Source organism: Aurantiacibacter flavus (assembly GCF_039710615.1).
Taxonomy (GTDB): domain Bacteria; phylum Pseudomonadota; class Alphaproteobacteria; order Sphingomonadales; family Sphingomonadaceae; genus Alteraurantiacibacter; species Alteraurantiacibacter flavus.
In genome coordinates, this window is sequence record NZ_JBDLBR010000008.1 from 32,177 (window position 1) to 49,069 (window position 16,893).

Annotated in this window: 17 protein-coding genes and 1 tRNA gene; 9 read left to right on the forward strand and 9 right to left on the reverse strand. The window is 64.9% G+C overall.

Translation table 11 applies throughout. The features are described 5' to 3' along the window. Nucleotides 1-10: 10 nt before the first annotated feature. Nucleotides 11-754: a metallophosphoesterase gene (locus ABDJ38_RS16285; protein ID WP_346786192.1), complete on the reverse strand. Its 744-nt coding sequence runs from the start codon at nucleotides 752-754 to the stop codon at nucleotides 11-13. Nucleotides 755-1,128: 374 nt separating this feature from the next. Between ABDJ38_RS16285 and ABDJ38_RS16290 the strand changes: the two genes are divergently transcribed. Next, nucleotides 1,129-1,890, forward strand: coding sequence for a TorF family putative porin (locus tag ABDJ38_RS16290; RefSeq protein ID WP_346786193.1), 762 nt, complete (start codon nucleotides 1,129-1,131; stop codon nucleotides 1,888-1,890). Nucleotides 1,891-1,962: 72 nt separating this feature from the next. Here ABDJ38_RS16290 and ABDJ38_RS16295 read toward each other — a convergent pair whose 3' ends face one another. Then, nucleotides 1,963-2,613 carry an SIMPL domain-containing protein gene (locus ABDJ38_RS16295; RefSeq protein WP_346786219.1) on the reverse strand — a complete coding sequence of 217 codons (651 nt, stop codon included), beginning with the start codon at nucleotides 2,611-2,613 and terminating at the stop codon, nucleotides 1,963-1,965. 203 nt (nucleotides 2,614-2,816) lie between these two features. Between ABDJ38_RS16295 and ABDJ38_RS16300 the strand changes: the two genes are divergently transcribed. Further along, nucleotides 2,817-3,254, forward strand: a complete 438-nt coding sequence (locus ABDJ38_RS16300; RefSeq protein ID WP_346786194.1) for a VOC family protein — start codon at nucleotides 2,817-2,819, stop codon at nucleotides 3,252-3,254. A 2-nt stretch (nucleotides 3,255-3,256) separates the two neighbouring features. Then, entirely contained in the window at nucleotides 3,257-3,886 is a 630-nt protein-coding gene (locus ABDJ38_RS16305; protein WP_346786195.1) for a hypothetical protein, read from the forward strand. On the opposite strand, the gene ABDJ38_RS16310 is transcribed toward ABDJ38_RS16305, so the two are convergent. Further along, complete coding sequence (locus tag ABDJ38_RS16310; RefSeq protein ID WP_346786196.1) at nucleotides 3,883-4,587, reverse strand: CHAP domain-containing protein; 705 nt, start codon at nucleotides 4,585-4,587, stop codon at nucleotides 3,883-3,885. The two genes, ABDJ38_RS16305 and ABDJ38_RS16310, sit on opposite strands and share 4 nt — an antisense overlap. Before the next feature lie 153 nt (nucleotides 4,588-4,740). Here ABDJ38_RS16310 and der point away from each other — a divergent pair, with 153 nt between their 5' ends. Beyond that, nucleotides 4,741-6,189, forward strand: a complete 1,449-nt coding sequence (gene der / locus ABDJ38_RS16315) for a ribosome biogenesis GTPase Der (protein ID WP_346786197.1) — start codon at nucleotides 4,741-4,743, stop codon at nucleotides 6,187-6,189. Between the two features lie 133 nt (nucleotides 6,190-6,322). Next, nucleotides 6,323-6,529, forward strand: a complete 207-nt coding sequence (locus ABDJ38_RS16320) for a hypothetical protein (RefSeq protein ID WP_346786198.1) — start codon at nucleotides 6,323-6,325, stop codon at nucleotides 6,527-6,529. Nucleotides 6,530-6,542: 13 nt separating this feature from the next. Here ABDJ38_RS16320 and bfr read toward each other — a convergent pair whose 3' ends face one another. The 4 genes from bfr to ABDJ38_RS16340 all read right to left on the reverse strand — a co-directional run bounded on the left by bfr (nucleotide 6,543) and on the right by ABDJ38_RS16340 (nucleotide 9,902). Beyond that, nucleotides 6,543-7,025, reverse strand: coding sequence for a bacterioferritin (bfr, locus tag ABDJ38_RS16325; protein WP_346786199.1), 483 nt, complete (start codon nucleotides 7,023-7,025; stop codon nucleotides 6,543-6,545). A 122-nt stretch (nucleotides 7,026-7,147) separates the two neighbouring features. Beyond that, nucleotides 7,148-7,342, reverse strand: a complete 195-nt coding sequence (locus ABDJ38_RS16330; RefSeq protein ID WP_346786200.1) for a (2Fe-2S)-binding protein — start codon at nucleotides 7,340-7,342, stop codon at nucleotides 7,148-7,150. 73 nt (nucleotides 7,343-7,415) lie between these two features. Then, on the reverse strand, nucleotides 7,416-8,681 hold the full coding sequence (locus ABDJ38_RS16335; protein WP_346786201.1) for a DUF418 domain-containing protein: 1,266 nt from the start codon (nucleotides 8,679-8,681) through the stop codon (nucleotides 7,416-7,418). An 87-nt stretch (nucleotides 8,682-8,768) separates the two neighbouring features. Further along, on the reverse strand, nucleotides 8,769-9,902 hold the full coding sequence (locus ABDJ38_RS16340; RefSeq protein WP_346786202.1) for an SPOR domain-containing protein: 1,134 nt from the start codon (nucleotides 9,900-9,902) through the stop codon (nucleotides 8,769-8,771). 257 nt (nucleotides 9,903-10,159) lie between these two features. Here ABDJ38_RS16340 and ABDJ38_RS16345 point away from each other — a divergent pair, with 257 nt between their 5' ends. Continuing rightward, nucleotides 10,160-10,876: an AAA family ATPase gene (locus ABDJ38_RS16345; protein WP_346786203.1), complete on the forward strand. Its 717-nt coding sequence runs from the start codon at nucleotides 10,160-10,162 to the stop codon at nucleotides 10,874-10,876. 33 nt (nucleotides 10,877-10,909) lie between these two features. Continuing rightward, on the forward strand, nucleotides 10,910-12,262 hold the full coding sequence (locus ABDJ38_RS16350) for a tetratricopeptide repeat protein (protein WP_346786204.1): 1,353 nt from the start codon (nucleotides 10,910-10,912) through the stop codon (nucleotides 12,260-12,262). Between the two features lie 76 nt (nucleotides 12,263-12,338). On the opposite strand, the gene ABDJ38_RS16355 is transcribed toward ABDJ38_RS16350, so the two are convergent. Then, nucleotides 12,339-13,571 carry a dihydroorotase gene (locus tag ABDJ38_RS16355; RefSeq protein ID WP_346786205.1) on the reverse strand — a complete coding sequence of 411 codons (1,233 nt, stop codon included), beginning with the start codon at nucleotides 13,569-13,571 and terminating at the stop codon, nucleotides 12,339-12,341. Further along, nucleotides 13,568-14,599 (reverse strand): aspartate carbamoyltransferase catalytic subunit, encoded by a 1,032-nt coding sequence (locus ABDJ38_RS16360; protein ID WP_346786206.1) that lies wholly within the window; start codon nucleotides 14,597-14,599, stop codon nucleotides 13,568-13,570. The genes ABDJ38_RS16355 and ABDJ38_RS16360 overlap by 4 nt, the downstream gene beginning before the upstream one ends. A gap of 114 nt (nucleotides 14,600-14,713) precedes the next feature. Between ABDJ38_RS16360 and sppA the strand changes: the two genes are divergently transcribed. Continuing rightward, nucleotides 14,714-16,609 carry a signal peptide peptidase SppA gene (gene sppA / locus ABDJ38_RS16365; protein ID WP_346786207.1) on the forward strand — a complete coding sequence of 632 codons (1,896 nt, stop codon included), beginning with the start codon at nucleotides 14,714-14,716 and terminating at the stop codon, nucleotides 16,607-16,609. Nucleotides 16,610-16,705: 96 nt separating this feature from the next. After that, nucleotides 16,706-16,780, forward strand: a tRNA-Val gene (locus ABDJ38_RS16370). The last annotated feature ends 113 nt before the right edge of the window (nucleotides 16,781-16,893 follow it).

Below are 16,893 nucleotides of genomic sequence, written 5' to 3' on the forward strand. Positions count from 1 at the left end.
GAACGCAATGCTAGCTATCAGGCACCCGCGTCGTGATAGCGCCGTCCTTGTCGCAAACGGCCTCGATGAAGCGTCGGTTCTCACCTTCGAGCACGAGCGCGGTCAGCTTGCCGCTGGCATAGGCGCCCGTATCGATACCGATCCGGTTCGTCCGCACCACCGGGTCATCGGTAATGGTGTGCCCATGCACGACGACAAAGCCAAGCGGCTCCTTATGGCTAAGGAACGGCTCGCGAATCCAGCGCAGGTTCGCACTTATCTGGTTCTCGATCGGCTGGGCCGGGTCGATCCCGGCGTGCGCGAACACATAATCGCCCAGCACGATCATGTCCTCGAAGCCTGCGATGTAGGCGCGCTCCTCCTCGCTCACCGCCCCGGTCATCATTGTCTGCACCTGGTCCACAGTGGCAAGCGAATAGGCCTTCGGGTCGAGCCCGTAGCTGAAGAGGGTTTCTCTGCCGCCGTGGCGGAGAAAGTGCCGCAGCATATCGGAGCTTTGGAAGCTCCTGAGGAACAACTCTTCGTGATTGCCCGCCAGTACGCGCACCTCGCGGCGCTGCTGCCAGCTGCGCGCAAAGGCCACCACGCCCGCGCTGTCGGGCCCGCGATCGACCAGATCGCCCAGCAGGATAACGCTGGTTTGCGCCGGTGCGCAGGCTTTATCGTCGCTCTCGATGGCAGCAGCCAGGGCAGTGAGAAGATCCAGCCGGCCATGCACATCGCCTATCGCATAGACACGGCGGCCTTCGGGCAAGCTGGCGCGAGGCCCTGGCGTCGCGCAAGACTTGCCAAACATTCTGTGCAGGAAACCAACCATAATCGACGTTGGAAATGGCCTTGGATCGCGCACAGTCAAGCGAGATCGCCAAGCGACCACCACCATTGCCACAATGGCAACTGAGGCAGAGTGGCGCAGACGCACCGCAAACCGCCAATGGTGATGCGTTTATGACACACAAATTACACGAGATGCGGCCTTGCTGCAATTCGTCTTGTGCAACGCAGCACTTGTTGGCAACTTTTCCATCCGAGCAATTGGTTATCGGCCCGATCGAGAAACAGAGGCCGAGAAATTGCTACGCAGGTGGGACGAGGCAGAGTTTCAACAAGCAATCGAGGAAATTGCCCATGCTTACGTCCGTCCGCAGCCTGCTGGCTGCAACTGTTCTCGCCGGTTCCGTTTTCGCCGCCGCCGCTCCTGCCGCCGCGCAGGATATCGAGCTGTCGGGTAACGCTGCCGTCGTTTCGGAATACCGCTTCCGCGGCGTTGACCTGTCGGGCGGCGATATCGCCATCCAGGGCGGCGTCGATGCTGCCATCGGCGGCTTCTATGTCGGCACCTGGGGCTCGAGCCTCGATGAAGACACCGTCGGCTTCGGCCACACCGAGCTCGACATCTACGCAGGTTACGCGGGCTCGGCTGGCGTCGTGAGCTACGACATCGGTGTGCTCGCCTACCTCTACCCGAATGCCGGCCCCGGCGACACGGATTACATCGAGCCCTACGCTTCGGTTGGCGTGACCGCTGGCCCGGCTGACGTGACCCTCGGCATCGCCTACGCTCCCGAGCAGGATTCGCTGAACGGTGAAGACAACTTCTACATCTACACCGATGTTGGCGTCGGCATCCCGAACACCCCGGTGAGCCTGTCGGGCCACCTCGGCTACACCGACGGCTACCTGACCTTCACTACCGATCAGAAGGCTTGGGACTGGTCAATCGGTGCCGACGTGGCACTGGGCAGCGTGGCTTCGGTTGGCGTTGCCTACGTCGGTGCCGAGGGTAATCCTTCCACCGTTGACGACATGGGCACCGTGACGACCGCCGACGACTTCATCTACGACTTCGTGGATGACGCTGTCGTCGTGACGCTGTCGGCCAGCTTCTAATTTTCTGACTCTTTTCAGGGGAAAGGCCCGCGCCGAAAGGTGCGGGCCTTTTCTTTTGTGCGGACGAGCTACCTAGTCGATCATGAAATCCACCGTGGTCACCACCCGCACCTTCTTGAACGGCGTATCGGCATTTCCCCAGCCGCCGCTGTCGCCATCGCGGCTGGTGATCTCGAAATAGCCCTGTGTCGCCTGCCGGATCGCGCCCACCTCGCTACCCGAATCCTCGGCAAACTGTTCCGCCGCCGCGCGCGCGTCGCGAGTCGCTTCCGCCACCATTTCAGGCTTGATCTCGTTTAGGCCGGTGAACGAATAGCTCATTCCCGAGCCCTCTTCGAGCATGACCCCGCGCCGCACCAGATCGAACTGGCGCCGCACCGCGCTCTGCGCCTTCTCGATATCGGTGGTGCGCAGGCTCATGCGCTGGCGCACGGTGAAGGTGGGATAGCCATCGTTGGTGTAGCTCGAGACGTTCACCGCCACCGGTTGCAGCGCGTCGTCGGGAAAGCCCAGTTCCTTGAAGAAGGCGGTGAGCTGTTCGGTATCGCGGTCGACGCTGGCCTGCGCCTCACCGAGGTTGGCCGCGCTGGCCGAATAGGAGATCGTCCAAGTTGCCAGGTCGGCGACCACGTCGCGTTCGGCAAGGCCACGCACCGTCACCGAACGATCGGCCAGCCGCGCGCGCAGCAGGCCATCGCCCATCAGATATCCTCCCGCGACCATACCTGCAGAGAGGATCAGAGCCGTACCGAAGAACAGCTGCGTCTTCGGTCGCTTCCAGAACGGGGCCGAATTTTCGGTGGCGCTATCACGGGTTTCGTCGATAAGGCTGGTCATCCACAATCTCCCTGCTCGAGTGCTGCGACGAAATGTGGCTCACGAGCGATGAACTGTTTTTGAACGTCGACGAACCGAGGCCCTATTCCATGCTGAAATATCTCCACACGATGATCCGTGTTACCGATCTGGACGAGACCATCGCCTTCTTCGGACTGCTGGGGCTTGAAGAAGTCAAACGAATGGACAACGAGAAGGGCCGCTTCACGCTCGTCTTCCTCGCCGCGCCCGGCCAGAAGGACGTCGCCGAGGTCGAGCTGACCTGGAACTGGCCCGCCGAAGACGGCAGCGCGGGCGAGGTCTACACCGGCGGCCGCAATTTCGGCCACCTCGCCTATCGGGTCGATGATATCTACGCCACCTGCCAGAAGCTGATGGACGCAGGCGTCACCATCAACCGCCCGCCACGCGACGGGCACATGGCCTTCGTCCGCACTCCCGACGGCATCTCGATCGAATTGCTGCAGGACGGCCACCTCGAACCGCAAGAACCCTGGGCAAGCATGGAAAACACCGGGAGCTGGTAATCGTGGCTGCAGCGAGGAACCGTGAGCAGGCAGCCGGAGTTTACCCGGCCATGAAACCGATCCTGCTCATCTCCGCCCCGTTGCTCGCCCTCGCCGCCTGTTCAGGCGATGCCGACCCCGCGCCGGAGCCAGACGCAACAGCCAGCGAAGCCCTCGCGCCGTCCGACCGCGCTCCCGCAGCGGAGATGACGCCAGCCGAGCGCCCCGTCCTTACGCTGGAGGGCCTGGGCGATCTCAGGATCGGCGCCGCCGTGCCGCAGAACAGCAGCTGGAGCGCGCCCGACTTACAGGCGGGTAACGGCTGCACGATGTACTCCTCGCCCGATTTCCCCGACACCTGGGCAATGGTGACGGGCGGCCTCGTGCGCCGCATCAGCGTCGGTCCGGACAGCGATGTGCAACTGAGCGAGGGAATCGGTGCAGGCTCCACCGAGGCGCAGGTGCGCGGAACCTTCGGCGGCTTCCGCGAAACGCCGCACAAGTACGAGGATCCTCCCGCCAAGGATCTCACCGCCCCCAACGTCGAGAGCGGCGAGTCCGCGCTCCGGTTCGAGATCGGAGCCGACGGCAAGGTCAGCGTGATGCACGTGGGCACCATGCCCGAACTCGGCTTTGTGGAAGGTTGCGCCTAGCGCAGGCTGGCAAAGGCGCGCGCGAACCCCGCATCGCCGCCCATCCGGTCAAGCGCCAGCTCAGCCGCGAAGGTGTCGCTCTGGCTGGTCATCCGCGCAGGTGAGGGCGCGCTGGCCTGCTGTCGGGGTGCCGGAGGGGACGCCTTGCCGGCGGAAGGCAGGTCGGCAAAGGCATAGCGGAACGGGATAGTCTGCGCGCCGGGCTTCTCGTTATAGATAAAGCCCGCGACTGGCCAGTGCGTTGTGCCGAGCGCATCTGAGGGGGCATACCAGACGCGCACCTCGCTCCAGTCGTTATTGGGGGAGACGTCGACCGCGCGCACGTTGTCTTCGATCTGGCCGCGCCGCCCGTCGATTTCCGACCAGTTGGCGTGGCGCAGCAGCACCGTACGGGCATCGACAATCCGGCTGACGGCAGCGACATGGCCCAGCGTCATGTTGCGGAAGGGCTCGAAGGCCATCACGGCCCCGATGCGAGGCGTACGCCCACGAGCGTAGCGCCCTTCGGCCTGACCCCACCAGGTATGCGCATCGCCATAAATCTTGATGCCCGACACCTCGCGGGCATAGGGGACGCATTGCAGATAATTTCCGGTCGCAGTCTCCGGCGAACCGGGCGGAGGCGCGGCATATTCTGCCACCGCGGGCACGCCCGCACCTGCGGCAAGAATCAGCAGGCTGGCGGCAAGAACCTTCCTCATAACGGCACTGCCTTGCCGCCAGAAGGTTAGTAACTTGTCGGTAAACTTGGTAAATACACCAGGTTAATTGTGAATTTACGCTGCCTGCGAGAGCCTCTCTCTTGGCGAGAACACTTGCCATCCGTCGCCAGGCGCGCCACCTGCATTCCCATCATGAAAATGCGCAAACTCCCGCAGGTGGTTATCATCGGCCGACCCAACGTCGGCAAGTCGACCTTGTTCAACCGTCTGGTGGGCAAACGGCTCGCTCTGGTCGACGATCAGCCCGGCGTCACGCGCGACCGGCGGATGGGCGAAGCAGGCTTGCTCGGGCTGGAGTTCGAGGCTGTCGACACCGCCGGGTGGGAAGACGAGGACGCAGAAAGCCTGCCCGGTCGTATGCTCGCGCAAACACAGGTCAGTTTGGCCGGTGCCGATGCCGCGCTGTTCGTTTACGATGCGCGCTCGGGACTGACCCCGCTCGACGAGGAAATCGCCCGCTGGCTGCGTGAGCAGGAAGTGCCGGTGGTTCTGATCGCCAACAAGTCCGAAGGCAATGCTGGCGAAAGCGGCATTATCGAAGGCTGGTCGCTCGGCATGGGCGAGCCGGTGCCGGTCAGCGCCGAACATGGCGAAGGCATTGCCGATCTTTACACCGCGCTCTCTCCGCTGATCGCCGAAAAGGCCGAGCTGATGCAGATCGCGGCCGAAGCCGAAGCTGCGATCGAAGCCGACCGCATGCGTGCCGCCGCCGAGGCAGCCGAGGCCGAGGGCATCGAGCTGGAAACACATGACCCGGCGGCTCCGCTGGCGCTGGCCATTGTCGGGCGTCCCAATGCGGGCAAGTCCACGCTGGTCAACAGGCTGCTCGGCGAAGACCGGCTGCTCACCGGACCCGAGGCCGGGATCACACGCGATTCAATTTCCATCGACTGGGACTGGACCGAGCCCAAGTCGGGCGAGAACCGCAAGATTCGGCTGATTGACACGGCAGGGATGCGCAAGCGCGCAAAGGTAGTCGACAAGCTGGAGAAGCTCTCGGTCGCCGATGGCCTGCGCGCGGTCGACTATGCCGAGGTCGTGGTGCTGCTGCTCGATGCGACCCGCGGGCTGGAGGTGCAGGATCTCAAGATCGCCAACAAGGTGATCGACGAAGGCCGCGCGCTGATGATCGCGATCAACAAGTGGGACGTGGCCGAGGACACCAGCGCGCTGTTCAACGGCGTGCGCGCCGCGCTTGACGATGGGCTGTCGCAGCTCAAGGGCGTGCCGCTGCTGGCGGTCTCGGCGGTGACCGGCAAGGGGCTCGACCAGATGCTCTCGGCAGCCTTCGACCTGCGCGAGGCATGGAGCCGGCGCGTCTCGACCTCAGGGCTGAACCGCTGGTTCGACCATGCGCTGAACATGAACCCGCCCCCTGCCCCCGGCGGTCGGCGGATCAAGCTGCGCTACATCACCCAGGTCGGCACGCGCCCGCCCCGGTTCGTGATCTTCGGCACCCGGCTCGACGATTTGCCGACCAGCTACGAACGCTATCTGGTGAATTCGATTCGCAAGGAACTGGACTTCGGCGCCGTGCCCGTGCGCATAACGCTCAAGAGTCCGAAGAACCCGTTCGATTGAGCGAAAATTTCGGCCACTTGCAGGCTGAAGACAGATACTGACACAATCCTGCACCATTTCCATGCGACAAGGCTGCAGGGCCAAGTTGAGCCGCACAGGAACAAGCTTCCAGCGGCTGCATTGGAGAGGTCAGATGGATCGATATTCCCTGCACATTTCACCAGCACCTGCCGCAGGCGGGTCGCCCATGATTTTCGACGTGCCCGATCTGCGCACCGCGCTGATCGTGACCGATATCAACATGGCGTCTGGCGTGGCCGAGGTGTGGCAAAAGGATCGCAAGCTGGCCAGCGTCCGCCGCGTCAACAGCGAACGCCTGCCCTACTGGCAAGTGGGTTGAGCCAGCTCGCCGCTCAGCCCTCGCTGGGTGCCGACGAGTTAAGCTGCACGTAGTTCTGGAGGCCCATCCGGTCGATCATGTCGAACTGGGTTTCGAGGAAGTCGACATGCTCTTCCTCGCTATCGAGGATCGAGGCAAACAGGTCGCGGCTGACATAGTCGCGCACGATCTCGCAGTGCGCGATTGCGTCGCGCAGCAAGGGAATCGCCTCATTCTCCATCGCCAGATCGGCCTTGAGGATTTCCTCCACCGTCTCGCCCACCTTCAGCCGGTGGATAGCCTGGAAGTTGGGCAGCCCGCCGAGGAACAGAATCCGCTCGGCCAGAATGTCGGCGTGCTTCATCTCGTCGATGCTCTCATGCCGCTCATAGTCGGCCAGCTTGTGCACGCCCCAGTCCTTCAGCACCCGGTAGTGCAGCCAGTACTGGTTGATGGCGGTGAGTTCATTGGTGAGCGCCTTATTGAGGAACTCGATGACCTTTTCGTCGCCCTTCATGTGTTTTCTCCGCTGGCTTAGGGGGTGTGCGGCCATTTGGGCCACCATGCCGCGGCAGGGCAAGCGAATTCTGTCGTCAGGACGTCAAAAAATGGCGGAAAACTGCGCTTTTGCGAATGCGATCAGGCCGCAATATCAGCCGGTGCGAGGACCGAGCTGCGCTCTTCGGCGATCAGGTCGTCGGCCTCTTCGAGGCAATGGCCGCAGTTCGGCTTCTTGCCCAGCGCCCCATAGACCCCTTCCGCATCGCCAGGACACAGCCGCGCAGCGTTGCGCAGGTCACATTCTTTAATGGCATTGCAGATGCAGATGTACATTGGTCTGACCCACTCCTGCGATTGATTCGCACGAGCCAATCTATGCGATCTATTCGCAATAGCAAGCCCAATATTACCTTGTTCGGCGGAGGGGGAACACCCGCCCGTAGGTAAGGCAGCGCCACAGCCATTCGAGCGGCCCGAACCGGAAGCGCTTCAGCCACGGCTGCGACCAGGCGAGCATCAGCACACAACCGCCGAGCGCCACCAGATAGAGCTCTGGCCGCGTGAGCTTGCCCCACAGACCGCCGGCCCAAGGGTGGAACACCAGCAGCATCACCATCGATGTCCCCAGGTAGTTGCTGAAGGCCATTTGCCCCGCCGCCCGCACCCGGCGCGCGAGCCAGCCCTGGCATCGCGGCGAGGCCAGCGCGAGCAGCGCCGCGAGCCCCACAATCACCGGCAGGCGCGGCAGGTGCGAGAAGGCCATGAAGGCCGCCAGCGTGCCCCAGTATGTCAGCCCCGTCTCCTTGATCCACAGCCCGATGGCGAGGGTCACCAGTGACCCGAGCACGATCCCGGCCCAGCCCCACCGCCACTGTCGCGTGGACTTGAGCTGGCCGCTGAACAAGCCGTAGCGATAGAGCGCCATGCCGATCATGATCAGAGGCAAGGTCTCGAACAGATAGAGCAAAGCGCCGACGAAGGGCTCCCACAGGTGCTTGGTCAGATTGTTCGCGACGAAGTCGGCGTAAGTGCCCGTCGTCAGGATCACGGTCTCGGCCTGATCGCCCGCGATCTCCGCCTGCGCCGCCGCGACCAGTTCCGCCCGCGTCTCGGCCATGGCCGCGCCCGCACCAAGGCTGGTTTCGGCGATGAGGAAGGGCGTCGCCATGATCGCCATGTTGATCACCATCCCCAGCGTATAGAGCAGGGTGCCGAGCACGAGCAGGTTTCGCCGCGGCCAGTCGATGAACAACAGAGCCCCCATGCCCATCAGCGCGTACAGCACCAGAATGTCACCGCGCCACAGGAAGTAGAAATGGGCAAGGCCGAACACCAACAGCCAACCCAGGCGGCGCAGTTGCAGGCCGATCAGCCCCCCACGCCCGTCCTCGCCCGCCTTCTCGGCCATCAGCACCAGCCCTGCCCCGAACAGCAGCGAGAACAGCCCGCGCATCTTGCCATCGACGAGCACGAACTGCGCCACCCACAGCCAGTCGGCTGCCTCGCCGTGCGGGGTCAGGAAGGCTCCGGGCCACATATAGGCTGTGATCGACTGGCCGAAGCCGACCACATTGGCGAACAGGATGCCAATCACCGCAATCCCACGGATGAAGTCGAGGCTCGACAGTCGCTGCGGTGCGGTGACGGGACGCGCTTCGCGATGGTGTGACATAGGCGCGCTCCCCGGCATGGCCCCAAGCGCGCTAGCAGAGGTCGCAAGCCAGGTGAACGCCTATTGCAAAGCCCCCAGTCGAGGGGCCTAGTCGCGCGTAACGAGACAATCGTGTCCACCGCGCTTGAGCGCCGAGCAGGCAGCCTCGGCAGCGCTGCGGCTGGGGTAGCCCGCGGCGAGCAGACGCGTGACACGGCCCGTCGGCACCAGCAAGCGCTGAGCCCCTGCCAACTCGCGGCGTCCGGCGAGCGATGACCACAGCCGTTCCGCATTTCCGGAAACCGAGAACGCGCCCAATTGCACCTTCCATGGTCCCGTCATGGCGGAAGGAGCGGGAGCAGCTTGCAAAGCCGCCGCCGCGCGGGCGGGAGTTTGTGTCGGGGTGGGAGCCGGAGCCGGGCTCGCTACTCGCTGAGGCGCGCGGGCAAATGTCGCTCCGGCCTCGGCCGGGCTTTCGGTGCCGGTGGCACGGCTCGCCTCGGCCACGGCAGCCCGCGCGGCAGAGACCGACGGCGATACCGCCGTAGTAGGAATCGCCCGCGGCACTGGCGCACTGGGTGCGGGAGCACTGGCACGCGCCTCGGCCGCCTCCGGTGCCCCACCAAGGTCGAACTGGGCGAGCTCCACAGCGCGCGCGCGTGATGCCTCGGTCTCAAGCTGCTGCGCCATCGCCGCCGCCTTCTGGCGCTGCTCTAGCGGAATATACTCATCCATCTCGGCAATCGCGGGCGCCGCCTGCGGCAGGCCCTGCGCATTGGCCAGCGTCAGCAGGGCATAGGCCCGTTCCCAGTCGCGCTCCACCAGATTGCCATTGAAGTGCGCAATGCCGAGCAGATACTGCGCGCGCGGATCGCCGCGCCGCGCCGCCGCTTCGACATAGGGCAAGGCCGCTTCATGCTTCCCGCTCTGGAACAGGATCAGGCCATAGGTATCGGCGGCCTGAACATGCCCTGCCTGGGCCGCGCGGCGATACAGGTCTTCAGCCAAGGCCATGTCCGCTGGCACACCGCGTCCGAGCCTGTATGCCTGCGCCAGATTGAACAACGCATCGGGATCGCCCGCCGCCGCTGGGCCTTCCCACAGGGCAATCGCCTGAGCATAGTCACCCCTGCTCCATGCATCCACACCATCGCGAACGTTGGCCAGCAGCGGTCCGCCCGCTACCAGCGTTGCCGCCGCGATAAGCGCAAATGCAGAGCCGGTTTTCGTGCGCACAACCATCCCGCTTCCTAAAGCGACGGGACCAATGCCCGTCAATTCGATCCTTTCATAGTAAAGGAGGGTTTAGCAAAGAGTTTATACTCCGTGCTTTTGCGGAGGCAGGGCGCAGCCAAAGCCCCGTCAACCACGCCCCGGCGGCAAAAAGGGCAGATCACCCGGCCCTCCCTTAACCCAAAATAAACGGTGATCTGCGAAGCCAGCATCCAAAGCGCCTCCGGGTGCCTTGTTTGACCGATGGTTTTCAAAGGGGACACGCCTTGCGCGTACTGGCATTGGCATCACAGAAGGGTGGTTCGGGGAAGACCACGCTGTCAGGCCACCTGGCCGTTCAGGCGCAGCGCGCCGGCGCTGGGCCGGTCGTCCTGATCGACATCGACCCGCAGGGCTCGCTGGCCGACTGGTGGAACGAGCGCGAGGAAGACTTTCCCGCCTTTGCCCAGACCACCGTCGCCCGCCTCGCCAACGATCTTGCCATCCTGCGCCAGCAGGGCTTCAAGCTGGCCGTTATCGATACGCCGCCCGCCATAACCATGGCGATCCAGTCGGTGATCGCGGTGGCCGAGCTGATGGTTGTGCCCACCCGTCCCAGCCCGCACGACCTGCGCGCTGTTGGCGCCACGGTCGACCTGTGCGAGCGCGCGGGCAAGCCGCTGATCTTCGTCATGAACGGAGCCACTCCGAAGGCGCGTATCACCTCCGAAGCCGCCGTTGCGCTGTCTCAGCACGGCACCGTCGCGCCAATCACCGTGCACCACCGCACCGATTTCGCCGCCTCGATGATCGATGGCCGAACGGTGATGGAGGTCGATCCCGAAGGACGCAGCGCGCAGGAGGTCGCCGCGCTGTGGATTTACATCGCCGACCGGCTCGAAAAGAATTTCCGTCGCACTGTCTTTTCCGGCCACCAGAAGGTCTCGCAGCAGGGCATTGGCGCCAGGCCGCAAGGCGGGTTCGGTCGCCGGGTCGCGCAGTAACGCATACGAACCAAGGCCTGAGGGAACAGAACGATGACCGCCAGATCCTCCAAGACCGCTCTTCGCCTCGGCCTCGCCTCGGCTATCGCCGCCGCGTTGGTAAGCGGCTGCGCGGGCGGCCCTGTGGCCAAAAGCCAGGCCGCGCGCGCAGATGTCCCGGCGCAATTAGCCGAAGCCAATGCAGCGGTCGAACTTGCCGAGGTAGCGGTTACCACCAATCCGCATGACGCCGCGCTGCGCCTTGCACTGGGCGACGCCTATCTCGATGCCGGCCGCTTCGCCTCGGCAGAAACGTCGTTTACCGATGCCATGGAGCTGGGCGACGCCAGCCCGCGCGCGGCGCTGAGCCTCGCGCTCGCCCAGATCGCGCAGGCCAAGTATCCCGAAGCGAGCGAACTGCTCGACACCTGGGGCAGCGAGATCGCCACGGCCGATCTTGGCCTTGCGATATCGCTTGCCGGCCAGCCCGAGCGCGGCATTCACATCATGTCGAACGCAATCCGCGCTGGCGAAAACACGGTCAAGATGCGCCAGAACCTCGCCTATGCCTTCGCCATGGCCGGACGCTGGCGTGAGGCGCGGCTGATGGCGCAGCAAGATCTTCCCGCCGGCGCAGTCGATGCCCGGCTCGAAGAATGGGCCGGATTGGCCAGCGCCGGTGCCTATCAGCACCGCATTGCCGCCCTGCTCGGCGTGCCCGTGAACATGCAGGACGCAGGCCAGCCAGTGGCACTGGCCCTGTCTCCCGCCCAAGGCGCGCCACAATATGCCGAAATCGAGAGCTTCCCCACCGCCGTCTATGATGGCGCCGAGCTGGCCGCGCTGGGCGATGTGCCCGCGCTCGGTTCGTCGGTCGGCCATGCGCCGGTGACTGCGACACCGGCCGCCGAAACCGCAGCCACGCTGGCGATGGAACCCGTGCCAAATGCCGCCGCTCGTTCGAACAATTTCGCTACCACGTTCACCGATGTCGATCACGGTGCGAGCACCATCGAACGCGCCACCGCGACCGACAGCCTGACCTTCGTGAGCACCCCGGTGGTGCAGCAGGTGTCATCAGCAGCTCCGGCACGCGTCGTTGCGCCGGTTGCGGCGCCGGTCGTCAGCCGTAGCACCGCTGCGACCCATCTGGTGCAGCTCGGCAGCTTCACGAGCGAAACGGGCGCTCGCCGCGCCTGGAACATCTATCTCGACCGGTTTCCCGAGCTGGCCTCCCATGACATGGTGATCACGCAGGCGATGGTGCGCGGCAAGCGCTATTGGCGGGTGTCCGCCGCTGGCTTCGACCGCAACGCCAGCACGACGATGTGCCGCAATGTGCGCTCGGCAGGTGCGGGCTGCATTAGCTGGTCGGCCGCCAATCCGCTGCCCGGTGCGGTCAGCTAGGACAGCCAGACACGTCCGTATTTCGATGTTTCTCCCGAGCGGGTCGCCATTCCAACCGGATGGCGGCCCGTTTGCCTTAGAGCGCGATTTCGACGCCGCCCTTCCACATCCGGGTCACGCGCCCTTCCGTCGGCTGCCGGTCGAACGGGGTGTTGCCCGCCGTCGCCGCCATCTTGCGCCGGTCGACAATCCAGGGCTTGGTCTCATCGACCAGCACGAGATCGGCCTCCGCCTCCGCCTCCAGCACCCCAGCCGCCACGCCGAGAATGTGCGCCGGGTTGCGCGCCACCAGTTCGAAGGCGCGCGCCATATCGATCACACCGTCGCGCACCAATGTCAGCACCATGGCGAGCAGCGTTTCGGCACCTGCCATGCCCGGCTCGGCATCGGCAAAGGGCAGGCGCTTGTCTTCCGGCCCGCGCGGATCGTGTCCGGAGGCGATTGCATCGATTGTACCATCGCCAATGGCCTCGATCACGGCCTGACGGTCGTCCTCGCAGCGCAAGGGGGGCGAGAGGCGGGCGAAGGTGCGGAAGTCGGCCAGAGCGAGGTCCGAGAGCATGAAGTGCGCAGGCGTCACCCCGGCGGTGATCGCAACGCCGCGCGCCTTGGCCGCGCGTACCAGCGCCAGCCCTGCCCGCGTCGTCACCTGCCTTGCGTGAAGGCGCGCACCGGTCATCTCCGCAAGCGCGATGTCGCGCGCCAGCGCCAGCGTTTCGGCCTCGGCAGGGGCCGAGGGCAAGCCCAGCCGCGTTGCCATCTCGCCCGCTGTCGCCGCCGCACGGCCCGAAAGCCCCGCATCCTCGGCATGGGCGACCACCGGCAGATCGAGCATGGCCGCATATTGCATAAGCCGCAGCATCACGCCGCTATCGCCAATCCAGCGCCGCCCGGTCGCGACCGCCTTGGCCCCGGCATCGCGCATCAGCGCCAGTTCGGCCAGCTGCTCGCCCGCAAGACCGATGGTGGCGGCCGCGAAGGGATGGACCCAGAAGTCGGGCTTGCCGCTCTGCGCCATGAACCGCACCCGCGCCGGGTGATCGAGCAAGGGCGAGCAATCCGGCATCAGCCCCGCACGGGTGATCCCGCCAAAATGAAACGCCGGCTTGTCGACCGCGAACACGCCCAGATCGACCAAGCCCGGCGCAATCAGCAGCCCGCCTGCATCAACGACACTGTCGCCCTCTTGCGGCAACACCTCGCCAACGGCGACGATACGCCCGTCGGCGCAGCGCAAGCCGCCCTCGACCACACCGCTTGGCGTGACGAGACGGCCATTGGTAATCGTAAGCGGAGCGCGCTGTTTCATACCCACTCCCCGTCTTTCCATCCGGCGACACCGCGCGTGCGGCGGGTCAGCACATCGAGGCAGGCCATGCGGATCGCCACCCCCATCTCGACCTGCGCCGTGATCAGCGACACCGCCGGATCGTCGGCCACATCGCTGTCGATCTCGACGCCGCGGTTCATCGGACCGGGATGCATCACGATGGCCTCGGGCGCATGGTTCGCCAACCGTTCGCGAGTGAGACCGTAAAGGTGGTGATATTCTCGCGGGGAAGGAATGAACTGCCCGTCCATCCGCTCGTTCTGCAGGCGCAGCATCATCACCACGTCGGCCCCGGCCAGCGCCCGGTCGAAATCGTGGAATGGCTCCACACCCATGGCCTCGATCCCCTGCGGCATCAGCGCGGGCGGCGCACAGGCGCGCACCGTGGCCCCCAGCGCCTGCAACGAAAGGATATTCGAACGCGCCACCCGGCTGTGCAGGATGTCGCCGCAGATCGTCACCGTGAGCCCGGTAAAATCCTCGCTTGTCGCGCCCCGCTCGCGCAGCGCGCGCCGCAAGGCCAGCGCATCGAGCAGTGCCTGCGTGGGGTGTTCGTGCTGCCCGTCGCCCGCGTTGAGCACCGGGCAATCGACCTTGCTGGCGATCAGCCCCACCGCCCCGCTTGACCCATGGCGGATCACGATCGCGTCGGCGCGCATCGCGTTGAGCGTCACCGCCGTATCGATCAGCGTCTCGCCCTTCTTGATGCTCGACTGCGAGGCATGCATGTTGACCACATCGGCCCCGAGCCGCTTGCCCGCAATCTCGAAGCTCAGCAGCGTGCGCGTCGAATTCTCGAAGAAGGCATTGATGATGGTGAGCCCGGCCAGCGCATCGGAATGCTTGTTGGCGCGGCGGTTGAAATCGACCCACTGCTCGGCCTCGGCCAGCAGATAGAGGATCTCGTGCCGCTCAAGCTGGGAAATGGCGATCAGGTCGCGGTGCGGATAGGCCCGTTTGCCCGCAGGGAAGCGCGAGCCGGCCGAAGAGGGTGGCGCCGATGTCATCAAGCCCGAGCCGTTAATCGCAAGCGCCCGCCTGCTCAAGCGCTTTTGCCGCTGGCGGGCATGGCAAAGGCTCTCTAGATTGCCCTTCACGGCACGATAAATGGGATCGAAAAGATGAGTTTTGCGCGCAAAGTCTGGCGCCTGTTGGTTGGAATCAAGGATGCGCTGGCTCTCGCCTTCTTCCTGCTGTTCTTCACCCTCCTGTTCGCGGCCCTGTCCGCCCGCCCCAATCCGGGTAGTGTCAACGAGGGGGCGCTGCTGCTCAAACTCGATGGCTCCATCGTCGAGGAAGTCGCCGAGATCGACCCGTTCTCAACGCTGCTCTCACGCAGCCTGCCCACGCGCGAATATGCCGCGCACGAGTTGGTCGACGCAATCGACAGCGCCGCCGAGGATGACCGGATCAAGGCCATCGCGCTCGATCTCACCACCTTCACCGGCGGCGGTCAGGTCTCGGTCAAGGACGTAGCTGAAGCGCTTGCCCGCTTCCGCGCCACGGGCAAGCCGGTCAGCGCCTATGCCCTCGCCTACACCGACGATGCGATGATGCTGGCCGCACAGGCGAACGATGTGTGGGTCGATCCGCTGGGCGGCGTCGCCATTCGCGGCCCTGGTGGCACGATCCTGTTCTATGCCGACGCGCTGGAGCGGTTCGGTGTAAATGCGCACGTCTATCAGGTGGGCGACTACAAGGGTGCGGGCGAACCCTATGCCAATGCCGCCATGTCGCCCGAATTCCGCCAGAACACCGAGGCCTATATCGGCGAGCTGTGGGACGAATACCGCGCCGCTATCGTGAAGAACCGGCCCGAGGCCGATTTCGATGCCATCACCACCGATATCGAGGCCGCGCTCACCGCCGAGGATGGCGATCTGGCCAAGCTCGCCCTTAGCGCCGGTTTTGCCGATTCCATCGGCACCTATGCCCAGTGGGGCGCACACATGGCGGAGCTCGCGGGCAAGGACCAGTGGAGCGACCACCCCGCCGCCTTCGCCCATACCGAGCTTGACGTCTATCTCGCCAACACCGGCTCCGAGGAGTGGGCCGGCGACAAGACAATCGGCGTGGTGACCATCGCTGGCGCCATCAACGACAGCGAGGCCGGCCCCGGCACGGCCGGTGCGGCCCGGATCGAGCGCCTGCTCGACGATGCGCTCGACGACGATCTGGCCGCGCTGGTGGTACGGATCGATTCGCCCGGCGGCACGGTCACCGGCTCGGAGACCATCCGCCGCGCGCTGATGCGCTATCGCGACAAGAAGATCCCGGTGGTGGTCTCGATGGCCAACTATGCCGCCAGCGGGGGATATTGGATTTCCACTGCCGGAGAGCGTGTGTTCGCCGAGCCGGAAACAGTGACCGGCTCGATCGGCGTGGTGCTGACAGTGCCCTCGTTCGAACGCCTGTTACAGGAATACGGCGTCAATCCAGAGCGGGTCGCGGTCACCCCGCTGTCTGGCCAGCCCGACGTGCTGGGCGGCTTCTCGCCCGAGGTCGACGCCTTGATGCGGATCGAAACACAGTCGCTTTACCGGCGCTTCACCGGCCTTGTGGCGCGTGCGCGCAAGCTCTCGCCCGCGCAGATCGATCAGGTAGCGCAAGGGCGCGTCTGGACCGGCGGCACCGCGCGCCAGCTGGGGCTGGTGGACCAGTTCGGTGGGCTCGACGATGCGCTGGCCTATGCCGCGCAGCAGGCCGGGCTTGAGGAAGGCAACTGGGGCGTGAAACGGCTGGCCGATCCGCGCGATCCGTTCGAAGCGATGGTTGCGGGCCTGCTGACCGGTGAGGCCGCCGAGGCAAGGCAGCCGCTGACCGTTTCAGCCGCGATCGCGGGCGACAACGGGCGCATGATGGCCGACATGCTGCGCGATCTGGAGCAGATGGTGGCAACGCCGGGGGTACAAGCGCGGTGCCTGGGCTGTGTGATCGAGGGGCAGCCGCGCAAGGAGGCCGATACCTCTGCCCCGGTGGGCTGGAGCGCGGTGCTGAACTTGCTCAGCGGGCACTGACGCAATTCTGCTACACGAGGGCCTTGCCAAGTGCCGGGACAACTGGCAAAGGCCCGCCCCTGCCCGGGACGCGACCTGTTCGCGAATCGCAAGGGCGGGCGCGTAGCTCAGTGGTAGAGCACACCCTTCACACGGGTGGGGTCGCAAGTTCAATCCTTGCCGCGCCCACCATCTAACGCATTGAATATGCTAATCTTTATAGACCTTGGCATCTTGGTGCGGCTCAGATGTGTCCAGTAATTTTGGAAATTTCCGATAGTTTTTCTGGACACTTACTGACGTGC